General features: G+C 72.0%; 19 protein-coding genes. 11 read left to right on the forward strand and 8 right to left on the reverse strand.

The features are described from left to right. Window position 1 precedes the first annotated feature (1 nt). The 5 genes from OG912_RS13340 to OG912_RS13360 all read right to left on the reverse strand — a co-directional run bounded on the left by OG912_RS13340 (window position 2) and on the right by OG912_RS13360 (window position 4486). Window positions 2–160, reverse strand: coding sequence for a DUF6760 family protein (locus tag OG912_RS13340; protein WP_326737969.1), 159 nt, complete (start codon window positions 158–160; stop codon window positions 2–4). Next, entirely contained in the window at window positions 160–651 is a 492-nt protein-coding gene (locus OG912_RS13345; RefSeq protein ID WP_327709516.1) for a hypothetical protein, read from the reverse strand. Before OG912_RS13345 ends, OG912_RS13340 begins: the two co-directional genes overlap by 1 nt. Beyond that, complete coding sequence (locus tag OG912_RS13350; RefSeq protein WP_124720830.1) at window positions 648–1088, reverse strand: phage tail protein; 441 nt, start codon at window positions 1086–1088, stop codon at window positions 648–650. The genes OG912_RS13345 and OG912_RS13350 overlap by 4 nt, the downstream gene beginning before the upstream one ends. A 59-nt stretch (window positions 1089–1147) precedes the next feature. Then, window positions 1148–2674: a phage tail sheath family protein gene (locus tag OG912_RS13355; protein WP_327709517.1), complete on the reverse strand. Its 1527-nt coding sequence runs from the start codon at window positions 2672–2674 to the stop codon at window positions 1148–1150. A gap of 504 nt (window positions 2675–3178) precedes the next feature. Then, window positions 3179–4486: a COG1470 family protein gene (locus tag OG912_RS13360; protein WP_327713414.1), complete on the reverse strand. Its 1308-nt coding sequence runs from the start codon at window positions 4484–4486 to the stop codon at window positions 3179–3181. A 232-nt stretch (window positions 4487–4718) separates the two neighbouring features. On the opposite strand from OG912_RS13360, the gene OG912_RS13365 reads away from it, so the two are divergent. The 5 genes from OG912_RS13365 (at window position 4719) to OG912_RS13385 (ending at window position 12548) form a co-directional block, all read left to right on the forward strand. Beyond that, complete coding sequence (locus OG912_RS13365; RefSeq protein WP_327713415.1) at window positions 4719–5462, forward strand: helix-turn-helix transcriptional regulator; 744 nt, start codon at window positions 4719–4721, stop codon at window positions 5460–5462. Window positions 5463–5765: 303 nt separating this feature from the next. Next, window positions 5766–8963 carry a hypothetical protein gene (locus OG912_RS13370; RefSeq protein ID WP_327709518.1) on the forward strand — a complete coding sequence of 1066 codons (3198 nt, stop codon included), beginning with the start codon at window positions 5766–5768 and terminating at the stop codon, window positions 8961–8963. After that, on the forward strand, window positions 8960–9667 hold the full coding sequence (locus OG912_RS13375) for a DUF4255 domain-containing protein (RefSeq protein WP_327709519.1): 708 nt from the start codon (window positions 8960–8962) through the stop codon (window positions 9665–9667). The genes OG912_RS13370 and OG912_RS13375 overlap by 4 nt, the downstream gene beginning before the upstream one ends. A 65-nt stretch (window positions 9668–9732) precedes the next feature. Beyond that, window positions 9733–11886 (forward strand): ATP-binding protein, encoded by a 2154-nt coding sequence (locus tag OG912_RS13380; RefSeq protein WP_327713416.1) that lies wholly within the window; start codon window positions 9733–9735, stop codon window positions 11884–11886. 71 nt (window positions 11887–11957) lie between these two features. Beyond that, window positions 11958–12548: a DUF1707 SHOCT-like domain-containing protein gene (locus OG912_RS13385; protein WP_327709520.1), complete on the forward strand. Its 591-nt coding sequence runs from the start codon at window positions 11958–11960 to the stop codon at window positions 12546–12548. Window positions 12549–12578: 30 nt separating this feature from the next. Here the strand turns inward: OG912_RS13385 and OG912_RS13390 are convergent, their stop codons facing one another. Next, complete coding sequence (locus OG912_RS13390) at window positions 12579–13034, reverse strand: Zn-ribbon domain-containing OB-fold protein (protein ID WP_327709521.1); 456 nt, start codon at window positions 13032–13034, stop codon at window positions 12579–12581. Beyond that, window positions 13031–13483, reverse strand: a complete 453-nt coding sequence (locus OG912_RS13395; RefSeq protein ID WP_327709522.1) for a DoxX family protein — start codon at window positions 13481–13483, stop codon at window positions 13031–13033. The genes OG912_RS13390 and OG912_RS13395 overlap by 4 nt, the downstream gene beginning before the upstream one ends. A 148-nt stretch (window positions 13484–13631) precedes the next feature. Between OG912_RS13395 and OG912_RS13400 the strand changes: the two genes are divergently transcribed. The 4 genes from OG912_RS13400 to OG912_RS13415 all read left to right on the forward strand — a co-directional run bounded on the left by OG912_RS13400 (window position 13632) and on the right by OG912_RS13415 (window position 19817). After that, a complete protein-coding gene (locus OG912_RS13400; protein ID WP_327709523.1) occupies window positions 13632–14819 on the forward strand; it encodes a flavin-containing monooxygenase in 1188 nt (395 codons plus the stop codon). Window positions 14820–15000: 181 nt separating this feature from the next. Then, complete coding sequence (locus OG912_RS13405; protein ID WP_327713417.1) at window positions 15001–16473, forward strand: flavin monoamine oxidase family protein; 1473 nt, start codon at window positions 15001–15003, stop codon at window positions 16471–16473. Window positions 16474–16657: 184 nt separating this feature from the next. After that, entirely contained in the window at window positions 16658–18886 is a 2229-nt protein-coding gene (locus tag OG912_RS13410) for an acetate--CoA ligase family protein (protein WP_327709524.1), read from the forward strand. 58 nt (window positions 18887–18944) lie between these two features. Continuing rightward, window positions 18945–19817, forward strand: a complete 873-nt coding sequence (locus tag OG912_RS13415; protein WP_327709525.1) for an enoyl-CoA hydratase/isomerase family protein — start codon at window positions 18945–18947, stop codon at window positions 19815–19817. A gap of 120 nt (window positions 19818–19937) precedes the next feature. Here the strand turns inward: OG912_RS13415 and OG912_RS13420 are convergent, their stop codons facing one another. Continuing rightward, on the reverse strand, window positions 19938–20225 hold the full coding sequence (locus OG912_RS13420; RefSeq protein WP_327709526.1) for a zinc-binding dehydrogenase: 288 nt from the start codon (window positions 20223–20225) through the stop codon (window positions 19938–19940). Window positions 20226–20229: 4 nt separating this feature from the next. Here OG912_RS13420 and OG912_RS13425 point away from each other — a divergent pair, with 4 nt between their 5' ends. Both OG912_RS13425 and OG912_RS13430 read left to right on the forward strand, forming a co-directional pair. Continuing rightward, window positions 20230–20547 (forward strand): hypothetical protein, encoded by a 318-nt coding sequence (locus OG912_RS13425; RefSeq protein ID WP_327709527.1) that lies wholly within the window; start codon window positions 20230–20232, stop codon window positions 20545–20547. Between the two features lie 42 nt (window positions 20548–20589). After that, window positions 20590–21204, forward strand: a complete 615-nt coding sequence (locus OG912_RS13430; protein ID WP_327713418.1) for a flavin reductase family protein — start codon at window positions 20590–20592, stop codon at window positions 21202–21204. Window position 21205 lies beyond the last annotated feature (1 nt).

Consider the following 21205-nt stretch of genomic DNA (forward strand, 5'->3'; position numbering starts at 1 on the left):
CTCACCCGCTCTCGTTGACGCGGGTGTTGATCCGCGCTATCTCCTTCACCCACTCCTGCCGCTCACCATGGGTGAGGTCGAGAATGTCCTCACGCTGCCAGTGGAAGTGGTAGGCGATGTACGCGAGCTCCTCCCGCAGCCGGGCAGGCGCGTACGTCACTATTCCCCCAGGCGTTCACCCGAGAGGTCCACCTCGAACGACCCGTGGCACAGCGGGCACGTCACCGCGGCGTGGGTGTGGCCCTCGCTGTTGATGCGGCGGTAGAAGTCCTGGAGGAACGCCACGTCCGTGGCGTACATCCGCTCGACAACCCCGGCGTGCACATCCGTGATGGAGCCGAGCCGGGTGATCACCTGGCTGAGCAGCACCACGCTCAGGTACGCGGGGTTCTCCTTGACCCGGAGGTCGATCTGCGGCCGCAGCTCGTCCCGTGCCGTGGCGAGCCGCATCGACCCGCTCCGGTGGACCTGGCCCTCGTCGTCGACGTAACCGCGCGGGAGCTCGAACTCGAACTCCGTACGCAGGTCCTGACGGTCCCGGTCCCGGGCGGGAGGAGGCGTCGGGGCTTCCTCCCGCGGGGCGGGCGCGGCGGCGGCGAGGGTGTCGAGGACCTCGTCGAGGCCGCCGCCGGAAACGGTCCTGCGCCTCATTCGACGACGATCTCCTCGAAGGTGATGGTGACCGTCTCCGTCGCCGCGCTGGACTCGCCGGCCTTCAGGGAGGGGCCCTCCCACTTGCTGGCCCAGCCCTGCATCAGCTGAATGCGGCGGACGGTCTCACCCTTCGAGTCCTTGATCTCGATGGTGAGGTTCTGGCGAGCGGTGTCGACGGCTCCGTTGTTGAGCGTCTCCTTGATCCACTTGGTGAACTCGCTGCTCTTGTCGAGCCCGCGGGTGATCGTCACCTCACCGGCCTGGCGCGCGCCGGGCTGCTTGCGGATGATCTGCTTGCCCTCGGCGGTCACCTGACGGACCTCGACGACTTCCTCCTCGACGGTCAGACCGCTGATCTCCTGGATCGACTCCACGAGATAGCCGCCGAGCTGCACGCCGAAGACGTGGGTGGAAAGAGCATCGCCCTCTGCCATGACTGTGTGTCACCTGTTCCGTTCGTTTGCCTGCGGGGTCACTCCTCGACGAGGACGGGTCACTCGTCGACGAGGCTGGTGCTGTCGGAGAACTGCGAGAGGCGGAAGATCACGAACTCCGCGGGCTTCACCGGGGAGACGCCGATCTCGCAGACGACCTGACCGAGGTCGATGGACTCCTGCGGGTTGTTGTCCCGGTCGCACTTCACGTAGAAGGCCTCTTCCGCCGTCCGGCCGAAGAGCGCGCCCCGGCGCCATTCCTCGGTGAGGAAGGCGGTGACGTTGCGCCGGATGCTCGACCAGAGGCGGTCGTCGTTCGGCTCGAAGACCACCCACTGGGTGCCCAGGAGGATGGACTCCTCCAGGTAGTTGAAGAGCCGGCGCACGTTGAGGTAGCGCCAGGCGGGGTCGGACGAGAGCGTCCGTGCGCCCCAGATGCGGATGCCCCGGCCGGGGAAGGCGCGGACGCAGTTGACGCCGATCGGGTTGAGCAGGTCCTGCTCGCCCTTGCTCAGGCGGAGTTCCAGGTCCAGCGCGCCGCGGATGACCTCGTTGGCGGGCGCCTTGTGCACCCCGCGCTCGGCGTCGCTGCGCGCCCAGACGCCGGCGACGTGGCCGCTCGGCGGGATCAGGGTCTGCTGGCCGGTCGCCGGGTCGAGGACCTTGAGCCACGGGTAGTACACGGTGGCGTAGCGCGAGTCGTACCCGGCGTCGTCGTTGCGCCAGGTGCGGACGCGCTGGGCGTTCATTCCCGGCGGGGTGTCCAGGACGGCGACCCGGTCGCCCATCTGCTCGCAGTGCGCGATGACGGCCAGCTGTACGGCCCTGACGCCCTCGTCGTCGATGTCGCCGCGACGGTGCGCGCTCATCAGGTCCGGGACGGCGACCATGGTGATCTCGTCGATCGCCTCAAGGGCCGCGATGCCCGTACGGGCCGATGCGTCGCCGACGTACTCGGTGGGGCCGGTCCGGGCGGTGGTGCCCGCGTCGGGGCCGGCCGGTGCGAGGGTGAGGCTCTGCTTCTCGGGACGGGTCTGCGCCGCACCGGGCTGCTCGGTGACCTCGATGAGCTTGGACTGGCGGGCCTGGGTGACCAGGTAGCCCTTGACGTTCTTGCGTACGGAGGTGTCGTACGTCTCCGCCACCTTGCCGCCCTGGCGCACCAGTAGCCGGAAGCGGTCCTCCGGAGGGTTCTCGCCCTCGGGGTCGGCGACTTCGATGGAGAGGCCGTCACCGGCGCCCGGCCGGGCGGAGACCAGGAAGCCGCCGATCGCGACGGACGGGGCAGCCGCGGGCGCGGAGCCCTGCGAAGCGTCCTCGGCCGGGCCGCCGATGCGCACGATGTAGGCGGCACCGCCGCCGTTGCTGAAGTAGCCGTGGACGGCGAGCGTCAGGTACGTGTCGGGAGTGAAGGTGCCGAAGGCCGCTACGTACTGGTCCCAGCTCGTCACCAGCGTCGGCCGGTGGAAGGGTCCGGTCTCCGCGAACCCGACGAAGGCTGCGACCGCGGTGCCGACTCCCTCGATGGGCCGTGCTCCGGACTGCACCTCCTCCACGTATACACCTGGGGTGAGGTACGACGGCATGCTCGCTCCTTCGGGTGGTCAGTCGTTCGCCTGTCCAGTCTTGCCCGGGGATGTCCGCGCTCGGTAGGCCTCGGAGTCCTGGCCATGGGGCAGGGCGACTGCCTTCCCAGGCACCCTGGGCGCACAGCGGGGCCCCTCCCCGGCGGCCGCGACACAACTGCGGCGCAGCACAAGGGGTTAGTTTCAGCCAGAAACTAAGGCGATTACGCGACCGGCCCGGCCGGGTATCCACGGTCGCCGCAGATACCCGGAGATCCCGATCCGCTCCGGTGAGCGGGAGGGTTCACCGTGCGAGCGGATCCCCCCGCCGACGAAAGGCCGGTAATCACCCGCGAAATACCGGTATTCACCCGTCGATGGCCGCTGCGGCGATTTGGTTGCGCGCACCGAACGATGTGTGAAGAAGCACACCCTGATGAACGGTCACACCGAGGTTTCCGCAGGCAGCAGCACTGTTTGTTCACGCTCCCGGAACGAGCGGGCAGGAATCCGGCGCTATCGTTCCTACGGTGCGATATCGCTCAGCACACCACTGACATTGAGTACTTGGTGGCACTTGGAGGCCTGTTTCCCGGTCGCCGGAGTGCCAGGCTTTGAACAGGTCACGGATGCGGTGACCTTGGCGTTTTCCTGAATCCGAATGGGGGTGACCCAGTGATAGTCCTGGTTGCGGAACGTCTCCAGAGCGATGGTCGTGATCTTCCGCTCACCGAAGGAGATGGTCAACACCCCTTCGTCTCCCTGGAAGTTCGCCACCACGATGTCGGTGACGCCGAACACCTTTCCTGCCGGGACCTGATACGTCTTGTCCTGCTTGGAGCCGGCACCCGTCTGCACGTCGATGGTCTCGGAGCTCTGCTGGGCGTTCAACTCGCCGACGCCGCCGGTCGATCCGGAACCGCCCGTGCCGGCACCGCCGGTACCGCCCGCCCCCGCCGTGGCGCCCTGGCCCTTCTCCTGGCCCTGCGCGCCGGCCGTGGCCTCGCCACCGGTCCCGCCGCCGGTCGCCGCACCGCCCTGCGGCCGCTCCCGGTTCTCCTCCTGGGCCGCCTTGGTCCCCGCCTCCTTCGCGGTGCTCCGGATCTCCGGCCGCACCAGCGCGAACCACGCCACCAGCAACGCGATCAGCGCCGCGAGGACGATCAGCAACCACTTCGGAAGCAGCGGGAGTTGCGCGAACTCGCCGGGCAGGGGATCGGCCCGGCCGGGCTGCTCGACCTCCTTGTCGGCCCCCTCGCTGTCCACGGCCCTGACCTCGAACGGCCAGGTGGCCGGAGCTCCGAACCAGATCAGCTTCCGGGCCCGCACCCGCAGACCCGCCTCGGCGGACTCCCCCGGCTGCAGGCTCCGGCGTTCCGGTGTGAAGGCGAGGCGGAGCTCCTCCCCCTCCTGCTTTCCGCTGAACACGACGTCGACGGGGGTGTTGCCCCGGTTCTGCACGGACGTACGGAAGCGTGCGCCCAGCCAGCCCCTGCGGCGGCCCGGCTCCAGCCGCGCCCGGAGTTCACGGAACGGCTCGACGGTCACCGTCGCCTCGGGAACGGCCACCGACTCGGGGTGCTCCGCCGGCAGAACACGTACGCCCAGCGGGACTTCGCCCGCCTTGACCTCATGGGACCGGGGCGGCGCGAGCCGCACCGTCACGGTCTCCGAGGTGCCGGGGTAGAGGGAGACCCGCTGCGGATCCACCGTGGTCCATGCCGCACAGTCACCGACCACTTCGAGGGTGTACGCCTCGACGATGTCGCCGTCGTTACGGACGGTCAGCGTGGTCGTCGCTTCGGCGCCGGGCGACACCGTCACCGTGGGTATGTCGAATTCGGCAGATGTGGTCACCCTGCGAAGTTACGCCGCGCACCCGCCCCGCCAGCAGAGGCGGGAGGGCAATGTCAGGGCAGCGCGGCTGCCCTGACGGCACATCGGCTCCGGATCATCGCACCCCGTCCCCGGGCCAGGTCCCCCTGTTCCGGCACCGAAGGAGCGAGGACGAGGTCTGACGTATCGGGTACCGACGGAAGCGGCTGAGAAGGACGAGTACATGACCATGACCACGACCACGACAGATACGACGAGCACAGGGACGGTAGGCAGCCGCAGCCACAGACCGTCCACGCCCGAACTCCCCGCCCAGCGCACGCCGACCGCATACCCGGTGGGCACCCAGGCGGGCAGGATCTCCGTGGCGGTGTACGCGGAGGACCTGATCCTGCAGACCGGCGTGGTGCACCAGCTGCGCCTGCGCCCGGAGATAGAGCTGATACCGGAGGAGGAGGCCGACCGCGCCCAGGTCTCCTTGGTCGTGGTCGACGTGGTGAACGACCCCACCATCCAGCTCCTGCACCGCCTCCAGCGCAACACCTCCACCCGCACCGGACTCGTCGTCGGCTTCTTCGAGGCCGGGGCTCTCCAGACCCTGATCGAGTACGGCGTCGCCGCCGTGCTGAGGCGCGGGGAGGCCGACCAGGACCGCCTCGTCCACCTGGTCACGGCGATCGCGAAGGGCGAAGGAGTGCTGCCCGGGGACGTCCTGGGGAAGCTCCTCGACCACGTCAGCAGCCTTCACCGCACGGTGCTGGACCCCCGGGGGCTCTCCCTCTCCACCCTCACGGCACGGGAGGCGGAGATGATCAGGCTGGTGTCGGAGGGGTACGGCACCGCGGAGATAGCGCAGAAGACGTCGTACTCCGAACGGACCGTCAAGAACGTGCTGCACGAGGTCGCGACGCGACTTGATCTGCGCAACCGGGCGCACGCGGTGGGCTACGCCATGCGGCACGGCCTCATCTGAACCCGCCGGTCGTCGACGGGCCCGTGACCTCCGCCGGTCGTCGCCGGGCCGTTGGCCTCCCGTACCGACGGGCCCGCGGGGGCAAAGGCTGTTGCCCCCGCGGGGCCCAAGTGCCGCGCGGGGGCTCGGGGATCACCGGGGTGTGGGGGCCGGACCCTGCGCGCTCGGGGCACTGTCCGGCGGTCGGCAGCCGCAAAGGGCACCGGGTCTTCCCCCGCTCCGGGTACTCCGGGCCCTGTCCCCGCTCCCTCTCGGGCCCGATGCTTGAGGTGGAGAACCATCGACCAGACTGTGAGGTGGACCGTGGCCGGTCCTGCTGTCCCGGCACGCCGTATCCGGTTGCGCCGGCTGAGCGGTGTCGTGGTGTTGCTGACTCCGCTGCTCGTGGCGGGCTCCGTGTCCGCCCCGCACGGTGCGACCCAGGCGCTCGCCGCCGAGGAGGCGGCGCCGGCCGACACCGGCCGGATCGCCTTCGCCGGCACCGGCCACCGCAGCCTCGGGCTGCGCACCTCCGAAACGGCCTCCAAGGACCTGTTCAGCACCGGCCCGGCCCACTACGACCAGGACGCCTTCGGGCTCGGTAGGACGCTGGTCTTCACCAGCCTCCGCGACGAGGCGAAGCCCCAGGTCTACCTGCGGGATGCGGACGGCAACGTACGCAAGCTCACCGACGGCCTCGACGCCGCGCACCCCGAACTCTCCCCCGACGGCAAGACCGTGGTGTTCGACGCGGCCGAGCCGGGGCCCGGGGAATCGACCCAGCGTGACCTCTGGTCGATCGGCGTCGACGGCCTTGGCCTGCGGCGGCTGACCAATTCGCCCGCCGACGAGACGCACCCGACACTCTCCCCGAACGGCACCCGGATCGCGTACGCGAGTGACGGCGGCCCCGAACAGGGCACGCAGGTCTACGCACGGGACCTGTCCGGCGGGGTGGTGACCTGCATCAGCAACCCCGCCGAGGGCGACGCGAGCGAGCCGGAGTGGAACCCGGTGAACGACGACGCCCACCGGGACACCGTCGTGTACACCCTGCGCCAGACGCCGGAGTCGAGCACGGACACCGGGCACCGGCTGCGGATCACCCGAGGACAGGGGACCGGCCGCCCCCTGCTGACGGGCGCCTACGCCGGCTGGGGCAGCCGCTCGGCCGCCTGGGCACCGGACGGGAACGATCTGGTCTTCCTCAGCCCCAACACGGTCTGCGGATGCTCCGTCTACGACCACGTGTACCGGATCGGCTCCCTCGACAACCCGGTTCCGGTGATGAAGCTCTCCGAGGACCGTCAGGTGGAGTCCCCTGCCGTGATCGACTGGGGGAACACCTGGAACGTGGTCGTCACCCACCGGACGACCGTGGAGCCCGACCTCGTCACGCTCCAGGACATGCGGCAGGACGGTTCGGACCCCCGCGATCTCCGGGTCGACGTGCTGCGTGAGGACCCGCGGGCCCGCACCAACACCAGTGAGGATCCCGCCGACGATCCGCTGTTCCACCCGGCGGCCGGCTACGACCCCTGGACCGAGCGCCAGACCTACACGCCGGACGGCCGGAACATCGCCGTGACGCGGTTCGAAACCATCGACAACGTGCGTGTCCAGCGGATCTGGCTGGCCCCCACCGACGGGACGAACCCGGTGGCCATGGACCTGGAAGGACGGGGTGCCGGTGACTGGGACACCGACCCCTCCTACTCCCCGGACGGCACCAAGCTGGCCTTCACCCGGACGTCTCCCCCCGCTGCCGGCGGCACGGCGCGGCCCAGCCGGGTCCTCATCGCCGACGTCGCCACGAAGAAGATCATCGGCGAGGTCGTCCCGCCCGCCGGAGAGGTGGTGGGCGGCGACGCCCAGCCCGCCTGGTCGTCGGACGGCACCACGCTGGCCTTCACCCGCAACCAGGTGATCCGGGGCCTCGGCGGGATCAAGCACGTCTGGACCGCCCCGGTGGACGCCCTCGAACAGCAGGAGGACCTCAGCACCACCGGCTGCCCCGGCGAGTGCAAGGTGATCGACGACAGCCCCGCCTTCTCCCCCGACGGCACGTCCATCGCCTTCAACCGCAAGGACCGCGCCGACCAGATCAACCACCGGGCCAGCGTCGTCGTCACCTCGCCGGACGGTACGGGCTGCCGGGTCGTGCTGCCGTCCTCCCGTCGCAACGATCCCACCGCGTGCCGCGCGCTGATCCCCGACGTCACGGCGACCGGGCCCTACCAGCCGCGTGACGTGGCCTGGTCGGCGGACGCGAAGCGGCTGGTGCTCAGCTCCCGCCGGGACATCGCGCCGAACTCCCCCGAGCAGCTGTCCGAACTCGTCCTCGCCACGGGCACGCTGACCCCGTTGACCGCACAGCTGCCGGGCCGCCAGAAGGAACCCGCCTTCCAGCAGAAGGTCGACCTGGCGGTGACCGCGCCGCCCGTCGGCCCGTCGGTGGAGGCCGGTTCCTCGGTGACGATGACGGTCACCGTCACCAACCACGGCCCCGCCCCGTCCCCCGGCACCACCTTCGTCGCCGACGTACCGCCGGGCGTCCGCCTGGAGGAGCTCACCACCGACTCCGGTTCCTGCGGAGCCGGTTCACCGGCCTGCGACCTGGGCGTGCTCGCACCGGGCGCCGAGGTGGAGGTCACCGCACGGCTCACGGGCGTCACGACGGGGCCCTGGCAGATCGGCTGGTCGGTCACCGGAGCCGTCGTCGACCCGAACCCCACCGACAACGCCACCGGGACGGCCGTCCAGGTCAACGACGTCCCCCCGGAGCCCAGCCCGTCCCCCTCGGCGCCCACTCCGGCCCCGCCGACCCCTTCTCCCGCACCGCCCGCACAGCCGCCGGCCCCGCTGCCGCCCGAACCCGAGGCGGGACCGGGAGTCGTCGTGCGGGCCCAGCCCAGCCCCGGATACGTGGGCGGGCGGGTCGTGGTGACGTACACCGTGCGCAACGGGAAGAACGCGCTCGCCACCGGCCTGCGGCTACGGCTCGGGCTGCCCGCCGGGATCCCGGTGACCACCCTCCCGGCAGGGTGCAGGGCCGGGGTGTGCACGCTGCCCGACCTGGCGCCGGGTGCCTCGTCGGTCCTGCGCGTGGTGCTCGCCCCGGACCGGGCCCTGCGGACGAAGGTCACCGGAACGCTGACCACGAGCGGCACCGACGCGGACCGCGGTGACAACGTCTCCCGGATCCCGCTGCGCATCCTCCAGCCGCGCATCGTCTCGGTGCCCGAGGTCGGCAAACCCGGGTTCGTCACCTCGGTACGCGGCAAGGACTTCCCGCCCGGCGTACCGGTGAAGCTCACCTGGAAGCCGGGGATCACCGCGACCGCGCCGCCGACCCGTCCGGGCGGTGACGGCACCTTCATCGCGCAGCTGCTGATCCTGGTCAAGGACCGGACGGGTCCGCGCACGATCACGGCCTCGGGGCCGGGGTTCAGCCCCGTCACCACCGACTTCCTGGTGGTGACCGGCACCATCGTCCCGCCGGACGAGGTGGGGCGCAGGTGATCCACGAAGTCGACGAGGGCCTGCGCCTGTTGCTGGTCGACGCCGGTCTCCAGGAGAGCGGCGTCGAGCTGGTCTTCGACGCCCCGACGAGGGACTGGTCCGCGCGGCGCAACGCTCCCACGGTCAGCGTCTTCCTCTACGGCATCCGCGAGGACGCCACCCGGCGCCGTACCGGCACGGCCGAGGAGTTCGACGACGAGGGCGTGGTCACGGGGCGGCGGAACCCTCCGCGCTGGTTCGAACTGACCTATCTGCTCACCGCGTGGACCAACCGTCCCCAGGACGAACACCGGCTGCTCTCCGAGGTGTTGCGCTGCGTGATCCGCACGGACGTGCTGCCCGACCGGATGCTCACGGGCAGCCTGGCCATGCTCGGGCTGCCCGTCGAGGTGGAGGCGGCGTCCGCCGGTTCCGGCGACCGTCCGTCCACCGTGGACGTGTGGTCCGCACTCGGCGGCGAGCTGAAGGCCGCGATCGACCTGCGGGTGTGGGCGCCGCTGGCCGGCGAGGTGACGGCCGTCGGACCGCCGGTCACCGAAGGCCTGTTGGTGCGTACGGCGCCCGAGCGCGACGGCGAGGCGACGGAGCCGGGGCGCCGGCTGCGCTACGACGGGGCGTCGGACCCTGCCGGGCAGGGCTTCGCCGCGGAACGTGAACGACAGCTTCCGCCGGGCCGGCGCAGGCGTGGAGGTCCGGCCCGGTGACGACGGCGTACGAGGCCCCGGCCGAAGTCCGGGAGCCGGGCGGCGGTACCCCGTCGGCTTCCGGTATCCCGCCGACTTCCGGTATCCCGCCGACGGACCTGGAGGACCTCTGGGAGCGGCTCGGCCGCATCGAGCGGCGGGTACGGCACGCGGTCGCGCTGCGCCGGGACACCGACCCGCAACCGGACGATCCGTTCCGGGGGCAGTACCTCACCCCCGCCGCGGCCGAGCGCATCCTGGACTCCCGGGACGCGTTCCTCCCGGTGCCGGTCCCCGCGTCGGCCCAAGGTCCCGGCGCCACGCCCGATTCCCCGGCCGGGGGCCGGATAGCCGCCCTCGCGGAACGCTTCGGTCTGGTCGAGCCGGACGTGGATCTCCTGCTGGTCGCGATGGCCCCGGACATCGACGCACGGTTCGAGCGGCTGTACGGCTATCTCAACGACGACCTCACCCGGCGCCGAGCCACGATCGACCTGGCCCTCGAACTCTGCGGACTGCCCGCCGCGGGCTCCGGCCGCTTCCGGTTCTCGCCGTCCGCCCCGCTGGTCGCGGCCGGTCTCGTGGAGGTGCTGGAGGCCGACCGCCCGCTGCTCTCACGGGTGTTGCGCGTACCGGACCGGGTCACCGCCCATCTGCTCGGCGACGACGAGGTGGACGGACGACTGCACGGTCTGGTCCGGGTGGCCGGGCCGGAGGAGGAACCGGAAAAGGCACCGGCAAAGGCGCCGGAGGACGGGCCGGACCTGTGCCGGACGACGCTGCGGGTCGTGGCGGCGCTGGGTACCGGCAGCGGCCTGGTGCATCTGCTGGACCGCGGCGGCGACCCCGGCCGGCTCGCGGCCGACGCACTCCTCGCGGCCGGGCTCCGCCCGCTGGTGGTGGACGTCGCGGCCCTGGCCACCGCGCCGGACCCGGTGCGGACGGCGCAGATCCTGGCGACCGAGGCGCGGCTGAGCGGCGGCGGTCTCGTCCTCGGGCCGCTGGAGGCGCTCGCCCCCGAGCAGCCCAAGGGCGCCGGCGTGATCGAAGGGCTCTGCGAGGCGGTCGGCGGCGGCTCCCCGCTGATCATGTACGGGAAGAAGCACTGGGACCCGTTGTGGGCCGCCGAGAGCCCCGTGACGGTCCACGTCCTGCCTCCGGACCCGGCGGACGCGGCCCGCAGGTGGCACCGGGAACTCACCGCGGCAGGCTCCTCGACGGGCCTCGCCGCCGGGACCGCGGCGGCCGGCGCACGCCTCACCGACGCCACCCGCGCCTACCGGCTCGACTCCGGCCAGATCCGCAGGGCCGCCGCCGTCGCCTCCCGGCTGGCCGCCCTGGAGAGCCGCCCGGTGGAGGCGCAGGACCTGCGGACCGCCGTCCGGGCCCAGAACGGGGCGGGGCTGGCCCGGCTCGCCCGCCGCATCGAGCCCACCGTCGGCTGGGACGACCTCGTACTGCCCCCGTCGACTCGCCACCAGCTGTCCGACCTGGCCCTGCGCGCACGCCACCGGGAGCAGGTGCTCGGCCGGTGGCGGATGCGGCCGGGCGGTGGAAGGGGCCGGGGCATCGTCGCGCTGTTCGCCGGGGAGTCCGGCACCGGCAAGACCATGTCGGCGGAGGTGGTCGCGGCCGACCTGGGCATGGAGCTCTACGTCGTGGACCTGTCGTCCGTGGTGGACAAGTACATCGGTGAGACCGAGAAGAACCTGGAGCGGATCTTCGTCGAGGCGTCCGACGTCAACGCGGTGCTGCTGTTCGACGAGGCGGACGCCGTCTTCGGGAAGCGTTCGCAGGTCAAGGACGCGCAGGACCGGCACGCCAACGTGGAGTCGGCCTACCTGCTCCAGCGGATCGAGTCCTTCGACGGCATCGCCGTACTCACCACCAATCTGCGGGCCAACCTCGACGAGGCGTTCACCCGCCGCCTCGACGTGGTCGCCGACTTCCCCGTACCGGACGCACAGCAGCGCCTCGCCCTGTGGGAACGCTGCCTGGGCACGGAGATCCCCCGCGCCTCCGGACTGGACCTGCGGACCTGCGCGGATCGGTTCGAGCTGACGGGCGGGTCCATCCGCGCCTGCGCGGTCACCGCCGCCTACCAGGCGGCGGAGTCGGGCCGCCCGCTGGACACGGAGCAGCTCGTGTCGGCGGTCCTCGCCGAGTACCGCAAACTCGGACGACTGGTCCTGGACAGCGAGTTCGGCCCCTGGCTGGAGCGCACCCGGCGCGGGGACTGACCGGCGGATCAGGGCCGGGAACGCGGTCGCCGGCCCTGGTCCCGCGTCCCGGCGTCCGTATCATCTGCTGCATGACTGCAGAGCCCTCGCGATCCGCCGGCCGTATGCGCGCCTCCGACGCCGACCGCGAGGCGGTGGTGGAGCAGCTGCGGGAGGCGGCGGCCGACGGGCGCATCGATCTCGAAGAACTGGACGAGCGCCTGGAGCTGGCGCTCACGGCCAGAACCCACGCCGAACTCGCGCCGCTCACCGACGACCTGGTGCCGGTGATGCTCGAATCGGACGAACCGCTGACCCTGAAGGGCGGCATCCACGGTGTGACCCGGACGGGCCGCTGGAAGGTGCCGCCGCGGATTGTCGCGTACGGGGGCCTGGGCGGCGTGCGCCTCGACTTCACGCGGGCCGAGTGCCGGCTGCGCGAGATCGAGGTGGTGGTGGACGCGCAGATGGCCGGGGTGGTGTTCGTGGTCCCGGTGGGCTGGAGGGCGGAGACGGACGCGCTGGATCCCGGCTTCGGCGGTCTGAAGGACAAGACCTCGGGCGAACGGCTGCCGGGCACACCGGTGCTCCGGATCTCGGGTACGTGCGGTGCGGGAGGCGTGGTCGTCCGCTACCCGAACCTCCTGGAACGCCGCAGACAGCGCAAGGAGCTGTCGCGCTGAGCCCGTACGCCAGCCCGTTCACCAGCCCGTTCACCGCTCCGGGATCTGCACCCCTGGCGCCGGCCCGAAGACAGCCACCGCCTCACACCCCTCCTCCTGCCGGAACGTCACCCGCAGCTCCATCCCGATGGCGAGCGCGGACTCCTCGCACTCCACGATCTCCGTCATCATCCGCGGCCCCTCCGCCAGGTCGACGACCGCGGCAACGTACGGGACCCGGCCACCGAACGGGGGCAGGTCGTTGCGGTGGACGACGGACCAGGTGTAGAGGGTGGCCCGGCCGCTCGCCCGTTCCCACTCGACGTCCTCGCTCCAGCAGTGCGGGCAGAACTCGCGCGGGTAGTGGTGCGCCCGGCCGCAGTCACGGCAGCCGCGGAGCAGCAGGTGCCCCTCGGCGGCCGCGTCCCAGTAGGGGCGGGTGAAGGCGTCGGGCTCCGGGATGTCGTAGCGGGGGGCCGGCGCGGGAGCCGGAGGCGGCGTCGTCACAGGAAGAGTCCCATCGCGTCGTCGAGGGACCAGGTCTGCCAGGACATGGCGAACAGCGCGACGAGGGAGATCAGCGCCATCATCGCGTTCTGCCCCTGCTCGGCCCAGTCGTGGATCATCAGCACCAGGTAGAGCAGGTTGAGCAGGAGCCCCGCGACCAGCGCGACCGGGGTCAGGAATCCGGTCACCAGGCCGAGGCCCAGGGCGAGTTCCGCGTACACGACGACATACGCCATGGCCTTCGGGCGCGGCGCGACGATCCTCTCGAAGCCGGTCCGGACCACCGGCCAGCGGTGTTTGCCCGCGACGTCCGCCGCCCAGGCGATGCCGGTGCCGCGCTCGAACCAGCCCTTCTTGTCCTTGTGGCGCCAGCTCTCCAGCCACCACAGGCCGAGGCCTATTCGGAGCACGGCGAGCCACTGTGCTCCGTCGAGCCAGATCGTCCGCATGGGGCCCTCCCGTTCACCTAATCTGACGGTACGTCAGTTCACCTGATGGCGGCGAGCTGCGCAAGAGGCGTGCACCCGTGATCAATTCGCAATCGATTCCGGTCTTGACCGAGACCCATCAAGGAGTCGCGCGATTACGCTCCGAAGCATGTCCGACAGCACACCTACCGCCGGTAGCAGCACCCCGGCCCCCACCGACATCACCGAGGACCGCCCCGTCTACGTCATCGGCGGTGGCCCGGGCGGCCTCGCCGCCGCGGCGGCCCTGCGCGAGCAGGGGGTGCGGGCCGTCGTCCTGGAGAAGTCCGGGGACGTCGGCGCGTCCTGGCGCGGCCACTACGACCGGCTGCATCTGCACACCACCCGGCGCTGGTCCGCCCTCCCGGGGCTGGCCATGCCCCGCAGGTTCGGCCGCTGGGTCTCCCGGGACGACGTGGTGCGCTACTTGGAGAAGTACGTCGAGCACCACGGCCTCGAAGTGGTGACGGGCGTCGAGGTCTCCCGCATCGACCGGGCGGCCGACGGCTCCGGGTGGCGGCTGACCGCGACCGGCGGACGCGAGCTGACCGGCCGGGCCGTCGTCGTGGCCACCGGCTACAACCACACCCCGCGGATCCCCGACTGGTCCGGGCGCGACACCTTCACCGGCGCGCTGCTGCACGCCTCCGAGTACCGCAACCCGGCCCCGTACGCGGGCCAGGACGTCCTCGTCGTGGGCGTCGGCAACACGGGAGCGGAGATCGCCGTCGACCTGGTGGAGGGCGGGGCGTCACGCGTACGCCTCGCAGTGCGCACCGTCCCGCACATCGTGCGCCGCTCCACGGCGGGCTGGCCCGCGCAGGCGACCGGCATCCTGGTGCGCCGGCTGCCGGTCGCGCTCGTGGACCGGGCCGGCGGTCTGATGGCCCGCGTCGCGGTGCCGGACCTCGCCGAACAGGGGCTGCCCCGGCCGGACACGGGCCTGTACTCCCGGGTCAAGGACGGGGCCATCCCGGTCCAGGACGTGGGGCTGATCGACGCGGTGAAGGGCGGCCGGGTGGTGCCGGTGTCGGCCGTCGAGTCGTTCGACAAGGACGCGGTGGTGCTGGCGGACGGGACCCGGATCACGCCGGACGCGGTGATCGCCGCGACCGGCTATCTGCGGGCCCTGGAGCCGCTGGTCGGCCACCTCGGGGTGCTGGACGCCCGGGGCCGGCCGGTGGCACACGGCGGCCGGACGCCGAAGCAGGCGCCCGGCCTGTACTTCACCGGGTTCACCAACCCGATCAGCGGCATGTTCCGCGAAATGGCCCTGGACGCGCAGAAGATCGCGAAGCGGCTGGCGCGCACCGTCTGAGCCGCGCCGCCCTTGAGCAGGCTCTCCGCGTCACCCCGGGACGACCACGCCGTTCGCACAGCACAGCCCCCGCCGGGCACTCCCGGCGGGGCATCCCACCCTGGTACGGAGGATGCACGTGGCACGTCAACGAACAGGTCAGACCCAGCAGCCGGCCCACGGACCGGTGACCCGGCGCGCGATGCTGGGAGGTGCGGCGGCCGCCGGGGTCTCGGCGCTCGGCGTGGCCGGAACCGGCACCGCGCAGGCCGCGCCGGCGGCGGGCACCGCACCGCGCGAGGTGGACGTCGCGGTGGTCGGCGGCGGGCTGGCCGGCCTGACCGCCGCCCGCGATCTGGCCGCCGCCGGAAAGTCCGTCCTGGTCCTGGAGGCACGCGACCGGGTCGGCGGCCGGGTGCTCAATCTGGCCCTGCCGAACGGCGGGATCAGCGAGGGCGGCGGCGAGTTCATCGGCCCGACGCAGGACCGGATGAAGGCCCTCGCCGACTCGCTGGGGGTGGCGACCTTCCCCACGTACAACACCGGCAAGAACGTCCTGTTCAAGGACGGCAAGCGCACCCCCTACGCCACCGACGGGCTGCTCGGATCCGTCCCGCCGATCGATGTGGCGGGGCTCGCCAACGCGGCGGCGGTGCAGGCGATGCTGAACGACCTGGCCAAGCAGGTGCCGGTCGACGCCCCGTGGACGGCCGCGAAGGCGGACGAGTGGGACAGCCAGACCTTCGAGACCTGGCTGAAGCACAACGCCGTGATCCCGTCCGCGAAGTTCCTCTTCGACGTGGCGTGCACCTCGGTCTTCTCGGCCGAGCCGAGTGAGCTCTCGCTCCTGTTCGTGCTGTTCTACATCCGGGCGGCGGGCAACGAGTCGACCCCCGGCACCTTCGAGCGCCTCACCGAGACGGGTACGGGCGCCCAGGCGACCCGGTTCGTCGGCGGCTCCGCGCAGGTGCCGCTGCGCCTCGCACAGTCCCTCGGTGACCGGGTCGTCCTGAACGCCCCCGTCACCCGGATCGCACAGGGCGGCACCGGCCGGCTGACCGTGGAGGCCGAGGGCCTCACCGTCTCCGCCCGCCGGGTCGTGATCGCCGTCCCGCCTTCGCTCACCAACCGCATCACCTTCTCCCCCGGCCTGCCCGCCACCCGCGACCAGCTCGGCCAGCGGCTGCCGATGGGGTCGGTCGGCAAGGCGATCGCGGTGTACGACACCCCGTTCTGGCGCGCCGACGGCCTCAACGGCCAGGTGGTCAGCGACTCCGGCGCCATCCGCTCCACCTTCGACAACTCGCCTCCGGACGGCTCGTACGGAGCGCTGATGGGCTTCATCGAGTCCGACGAGATGCGCCGGCTCAACGACGCTTCTCAGGCCGAGGTGAAGGCGGTCGTCCTGAAGGACTTCGCCACGTACTTCGGCGACCGTGCGAAGACCCCGACCGGGTTCGTGCTCCAGCGCTGGGACAACGAGACCTACTCCCGCGGCGGCCCGGTCGCCTACGCCCCGCCCGGCGTCCTGACCCGCTACGGCGCCGCGCTGCGCGCACCCGTCGGAGCGATCCACTGGGCGGGCACGGAGACGTCGACGTACTGGAACGGGTACATGGACGGCGCCGTCCGCTCGGGCGAGCGCGTCGCCAAGGAGGTCGTCGCCGCGCTCTGACGCCCGTGAGGGCACTCCTGCGGTTGAGAGCGGTGGTCCGGGGAAGGTCCCGGGCCACCGCTCTCAACCTTTCCCTGCACACCCATTCCTGACGGGCCGTCAGTTCAGTAACCTGACAGAGCGTCAGTTTTGTGCCCGGGCACCACAAGTGCCGACGGACTTTCGAGCAGGAGTGGGCGGAACGATGCTTGGATCGACTCACGGCACCCTCACCACCGACTTCCGCGCCAGGGTGGTGGCCTGCGGCGAGGAGCCGCACGCCGCCGTCCACAGCATGGCGGCCGCCGCCGCGGAGGGCGACCTCGACGTCAGCGGCCGCCCGCTGCACGCGACCGTGCCGGACCTGGACCGGTTCTTCCGGCCGGAGTCCGTCGCCGTCATCGGCGCGTCCGACACCGACGGACGGCCCAACACCGGGATCACCCGTCAGCTGATCGCCTGGGCCGAGCGCGTCGGGGCACGGCTGTATCCCGTGCACCCCACGCGCGAGACCGTCTTCGGACGGGCCTGCGCCGCCTCCGTCGCCGATCTGCCGGAACAGGTGGACCTGGCGGTGCTGCTGGTCGGCGACCCGCTCCCCGTCATCGAGGAACTCGCGCAGGCCAAGGTGAAATTCGCCGTCGCCTTCGCCTCCGGCTTCGCGGAGACCGGTGCGGAGGGCGCCGCCGCGCAGGCCCGGCTGGCGGCCGCCGTGGAGCGGTCGGGGCTGCGGCTGCTCGGCCCGAACACCAACCTCAACGCCTTCGAGGAGTTCCGCGACGACCTGGACGGGCCGGCGATCGCGCTGATCACCCAGTCCGGCCACCAGGGGCGCCCCGTCTACACGCTCCAGGAACTGGGCGTGCGCCTGTCGCACTGGGCCCCCACGGGCAACGAGGCGGATCTGGAGACCTCCGACTTCATCGCGTACTTCTCCCAGCGCCCCGAGGTCGGGGCCATCGCCTGCTACGTCGAAGGGCTCAAGGACGGGCGCTCCTTCCTGCTCGCCGCGGACCGGGCGGCACGGGCGGGTGTGCCGGTGGTGGCGGTCAAGGTGGGACGCACGGAGACGGGGGCCAGGATGGCCGCGTCACACACCGGCAAGCTGACCGGCGCCGACCAGGTCGTCGACGCGGCGATGCGGCAGTTCGGCGTGATCCGGGTGGACGGACTCGACGAACTCCAGGACACCGCAGCCCTCCTGGCCCGGGCCCGCAAGCCGCTCGCCGACGGCGTCGTGGTGTATTCGATCTCGGGCGGCACGGGCGCGCACTTCTCGGACCTGGCCACCGGGGCGGGCCTGTCCCTCCCCGTGCTCTCCGAGGAGAAGCAGGCCGAACTGCACACCTGGATACCCGGCTACCTGAACGTGGCGAACCCGGTCGACAACGGCGGCCACCCGGTCGGCGACTGGCGCGGCCGGAAGATCATCGACGCGATCCTCGCCGACCCGGAGGTGGGGGTCCTGATCTGTCCGATCACCGGCCCCTTCCCCCCGATGAGCGACAAGCTCGCGCAGGACCTGGTGGACGCGGCCGAGGCCACGGACAAGCTGGTGTGCGTGATCTGGGGATCGCCGGTCGGCACCGAGGACGCCTACCGCACGACGCTGCTCGGCTCGTCCCGCGTCGCCACCTTCCGTACCTTCGGCAACTGCATCACCGCGGTGAAGGCCTATCTGGACCACCACCGCTTCGCCGCCTCCTACCGCTCCCCGTTCGACGAGGCGCCGCGCACGCCGTCCCCCTCCTTCCGCAAGGCGCAGGCACTGATGCGACCGGGCCACCAGCTGAGCGAGCACGCGGCGAAGCAGCTGCTGCGGGCGTACGGAATCCGGGTGCCCCGGGAGCAGTTGGTGACCAGCGCCGCGGCGTCCGTCCGGGCGGCGGGGCTCGTCGGCTACCCCGTCGTCATGAAGGCGTCCGGCGCGCAGCTGGCCCACAAGACGGAGCTGGGCCTGGTCAAGGTCGGGCTCACCTCGGCCAGCCAGGTGCGGGACGCCTACCGCGAACTCACCGACATCGCACGCTACGAGGGCATCGACCTGGACGGCATCCTGGTCTGCCAGATGGTCGAGCGCGGCGTCGAGATGATGGTCGGCGTCACGCAGGACGCCCTGTTCGGACCGACGGTGACGGTCGGCCTCGGTGGCGTACTCGTCGAGGTGCTGCACGATGCGGCGGTGCGGGTGCCGCCGTTCGGCGAGGACCAGGCGCGGGCGATGCTCGGCGAACTGCGCGGCCGGGCGCTGCTGGAAGGCGTGCGGGGCGGCCCGCCCGTGGATGTGGACGCCCTCGTCGAAGTCGTCCTGCGGGTGCAGCGGATGGCCCTGGAACTCGGCGACGACCTCAGTGAACTCGACATCAACCCGCTGATGGTGCTGGGTCGCGGACAGGGCGCGGTGGCGCTGGACGCACTCGCGGTCTGCCGCTGACCTGCCGCCCCGCCGCCCCGGCCGCCATCGGTCCCACCACCCGCTCAGGAGCTGCCTCATGCCGTCCTCCCCCGAAGACACCACTGATCACACCAGCCGCACCGACCGCGCCGACCCGTCCGGATCGCCTGAATCATTGATACTCCACACCACTGACAACGGCGTCTCCTGGATCACGCTCAACCGCCCCGAGGCGATGAACGCCGTCACCTGGGACCAGCGCGAACGCATCATCGCCCTGCTCGGCGAGGCCTCGGCCGACCCCGCCGTCCGGGCCGTCGTCCTCACCGCCACCGGCCGCGGCTTCTGCGCGGGCGCCGACCTGCGCGGCGCCCCGGCCACCGCCTCCCCGGCTGCCGGAGACCGGGTGCCGGGCGATGTGGCGCGTACGATCCGGCTCGGCGCGCAGCGGCTGATCGCCGCGGTCCTGGACTGCGAGAAGCCGGTCCTCGCGGCGGTCAACGGCACGGCGGCGGGCATCGGCGCCCATCTCGCGTTCGCCTGCGACCTGGTGCTGGCGGCCGAATCGGCGAAGTTCATCGAGGTGTTCGTGCGCCGCGGGCTCGTACCGGACGGCGGCGGCGCCTATCTGCTGCCGCGCCTGATCGGCCCGCAGCGCGCCAAGGAGCTGATGTTCTTCGGCGACTCGCTCCCGGCGCGGGACGCGGAACGCCTGGGCCTCGTCAACCGGATCGTTCCGGACGAGGAGCTGACGGCGACGGCACGGGCCTGGGCCCAGCGGCTGGCCGAGGGGCCGACCCGCGCGATCGCCCTCACCAAGCAGCTCGTCAACGCGTCGATGGACGCGGACCGGGCCACGGCGTTCGCCGCCGAGGCCATGGCCCAGGAGATCAACATGACGACTCAGGACGCCAACGAGGGCGTGGCGAGCTTCGTGGAGCGGCGGGTGCCGAAGTACCGGGGGGTCTAGACGGCGCATCGGGGGCAGGGCCAGTCGGTGCCGGCGGGTCGCGGCCGCATCCGGCCGGGCCGCCCGCCGGTGCACGGGTGCGCACAGCAGGCGGCCCGGCCGGATGCGGTCAGGCGGCGGTCAGGGAACAAGCAGGACCGTCTTGCCGGACAGCCGCCCGGCACCGGCGTCCTCGTGCACGGCGGCCAGCTCGGCCACCGGGCGACGTGCGGCGACGTGGACCCGGAGCTCGCCGGCGTCCACCTTGGCGACCAGCTCGGCCAGCTGGGCCCCGTCGCTGCGGACCCACAGGCTCGCGCTGCGCACGCCCCGGGCGGGGTCTTCGGGAACCGGTCCGGCCGAGCTGGCGGCGACCCCGCCGTCGGCGACGTACCCCGTCAGCTGCGCGAGCTCCTCGGGGGGAGACACGCACATGGTTCACCACGACCTGGAACGGACCGCCCACGGCGGCCGGGCCCGCGGCGAGGTCGAGGGGGCCGACGAACCGGTCCGCGCCGTAGCCCCGAAGGCGGTCGGCGTGGTGGGGCGCGTCCACCGCGGTCACCTGCGCCCCCGCGTCGACGGCGAGCTGCACCACAAGACTGCCCACCGCGCCCCCGGCCCCGTTGACCAGGACGGTCTGGCCGGGCTTCAGCTCGGCGAGCTCGAACACCGTCTGCGAGCACGGCCCTCCGACAGGGCCGAACCCAACCCCGACGAAGGCCGGAGACCACCACCCCTTCCCATCTGACGCATCGTCAGCTCTAATCGAAGGATGATGGGTCACGCAGGCATGGCCGCAACCGCCGTCCGCTACCTCAGGTCCGTCGGCGCCGTGACGGCCGTCGGCCCTCAGCCGGTGGATCCACTGCCGCGCCCGGTTCTGCGGGCCGTCGCCGAGGACGAGCGGCTGCCGCTCGACCGGGGCGAATTCCGGCGCGTGCTGGGTCATTTCGCAAGTGGCGTCACGGTCGTCACGGCACACGACCCGGCCGACCCCGACGGTCCGGCGGGCTTCGCCTGCCAGTCGTTCGCCTCGCTGTCACTCGACCCGCCGCTGGTCACGTTCATGGTCGCCCGTACGTCGACGACCTGGCCGCGCATCGCCCGCGCCGGGGCCTTCTGCGTCAACATCCTGGGCGCGGACCAGGGCGCGCTGTGCCGGGGCTTCGCGGTCAGCGGGGCCGACAAGTTCGCCGGGGTCGCGCACTCCCCCGCCCCCGCGACCGGTTCGCCGCTGCTGGACGCCGTGCCCGCCTGGGTCGACTGCCGTATCCAGGCCGTCCACACCGGCGGCGACCATCTGATCGTGGTCGGCCGGGTGGAGGCGCTGGGGGCGACGGCGGACGGGGACGGAGAGGGTCCGCTGCTCTTCCACCGAGGGGTGTTCGGGCGCTTCAGCGGCTGAG

Source organism: Streptomyces sp. NBC_00464 (genome assembly GCF_036013915.1).
GTDB lineage: Bacteria > Actinomycetota > Actinomycetes > Streptomycetales > Streptomycetaceae > Streptomyces.

What these genes read in the sequence shown, in the direction of transcription:
- OG912_RS13410 (WP_327709524.1), top strand. Translation starts at nt 16,658, where the DNA reads ATGCTTGGATCGACTCACGGCACCCTCACCACCGACTTCCGCGCCAGG.
- OG912_RS13425 (WP_327709527.1), top strand. Translation starts at nt 20,230, where the DNA reads ATGGTTCACCACGACCTGGAACGGACCGCCCACGGCGGCCGGGCCCGC.
- OG912_RS13365 (WP_327713415.1), top strand. Translation starts at nt 4,719, where the DNA reads ATGACCACGACCACGACAGATACGACGAGCACAGGGACGGTAGGCAGC.
- OG912_RS13355 (WP_327709517.1), bottom strand. Translation starts at nt 2,674, where the DNA reads ATGCCGTCGTACCTCACCCCAGGTGTATACGTGGAGGAGGTGCAGTCC.
- OG912_RS13385 (WP_327709520.1), top strand. Translation starts at nt 11,958, where the DNA reads ATGACTGCAGAGCCCTCGCGATCCGCCGGCCGTATGCGCGCCTCCGAC.
- OG912_RS13395 (WP_327709522.1), bottom strand. Translation starts at nt 13,483, where the DNA reads ATGCGGACGATCTGGCTCGACGGAGCACAGTGGCTCGCCGTGCTCCGA.
- OG912_RS13415 (WP_327709525.1), top strand. Translation starts at nt 18,945, where the DNA reads ATGCCGTCCTCCCCCGAAGACACCACTGATCACACCAGCCGCACCGAC.
- OG912_RS13400 (WP_327709523.1), top strand. Translation starts at nt 13,632, where the DNA reads ATGTCCGACAGCACACCTACCGCCGGTAGCAGCACCCCGGCCCCCACC.
- OG912_RS13345 (WP_327709516.1), bottom strand. Translation starts at nt 651, where the DNA reads ATGAGGCGCAGGACCGTTTCCGGCGGCGGCCTCGACGAGGTCCTCGAC.
- OG912_RS13350 (WP_124720830.1), bottom strand. Translation starts at nt 1,088, where the DNA reads ATGGCAGAGGGCGATGCTCTTTCCACCCACGTCTTCGGCGTGCAGCTC.
- OG912_RS13405 (WP_327713417.1), top strand. Translation starts at nt 15,001, where the DNA reads ATGCTGGGAGGTGCGGCGGCCGCCGGGGTCTCGGCGCTCGGCGTGGCC.
- OG912_RS13430 (WP_327713418.1), top strand. Translation starts at nt 20,590, where the DNA reads ATGGCCGCAACCGCCGTCCGCTACCTCAGGTCCGTCGGCGCCGTGACG.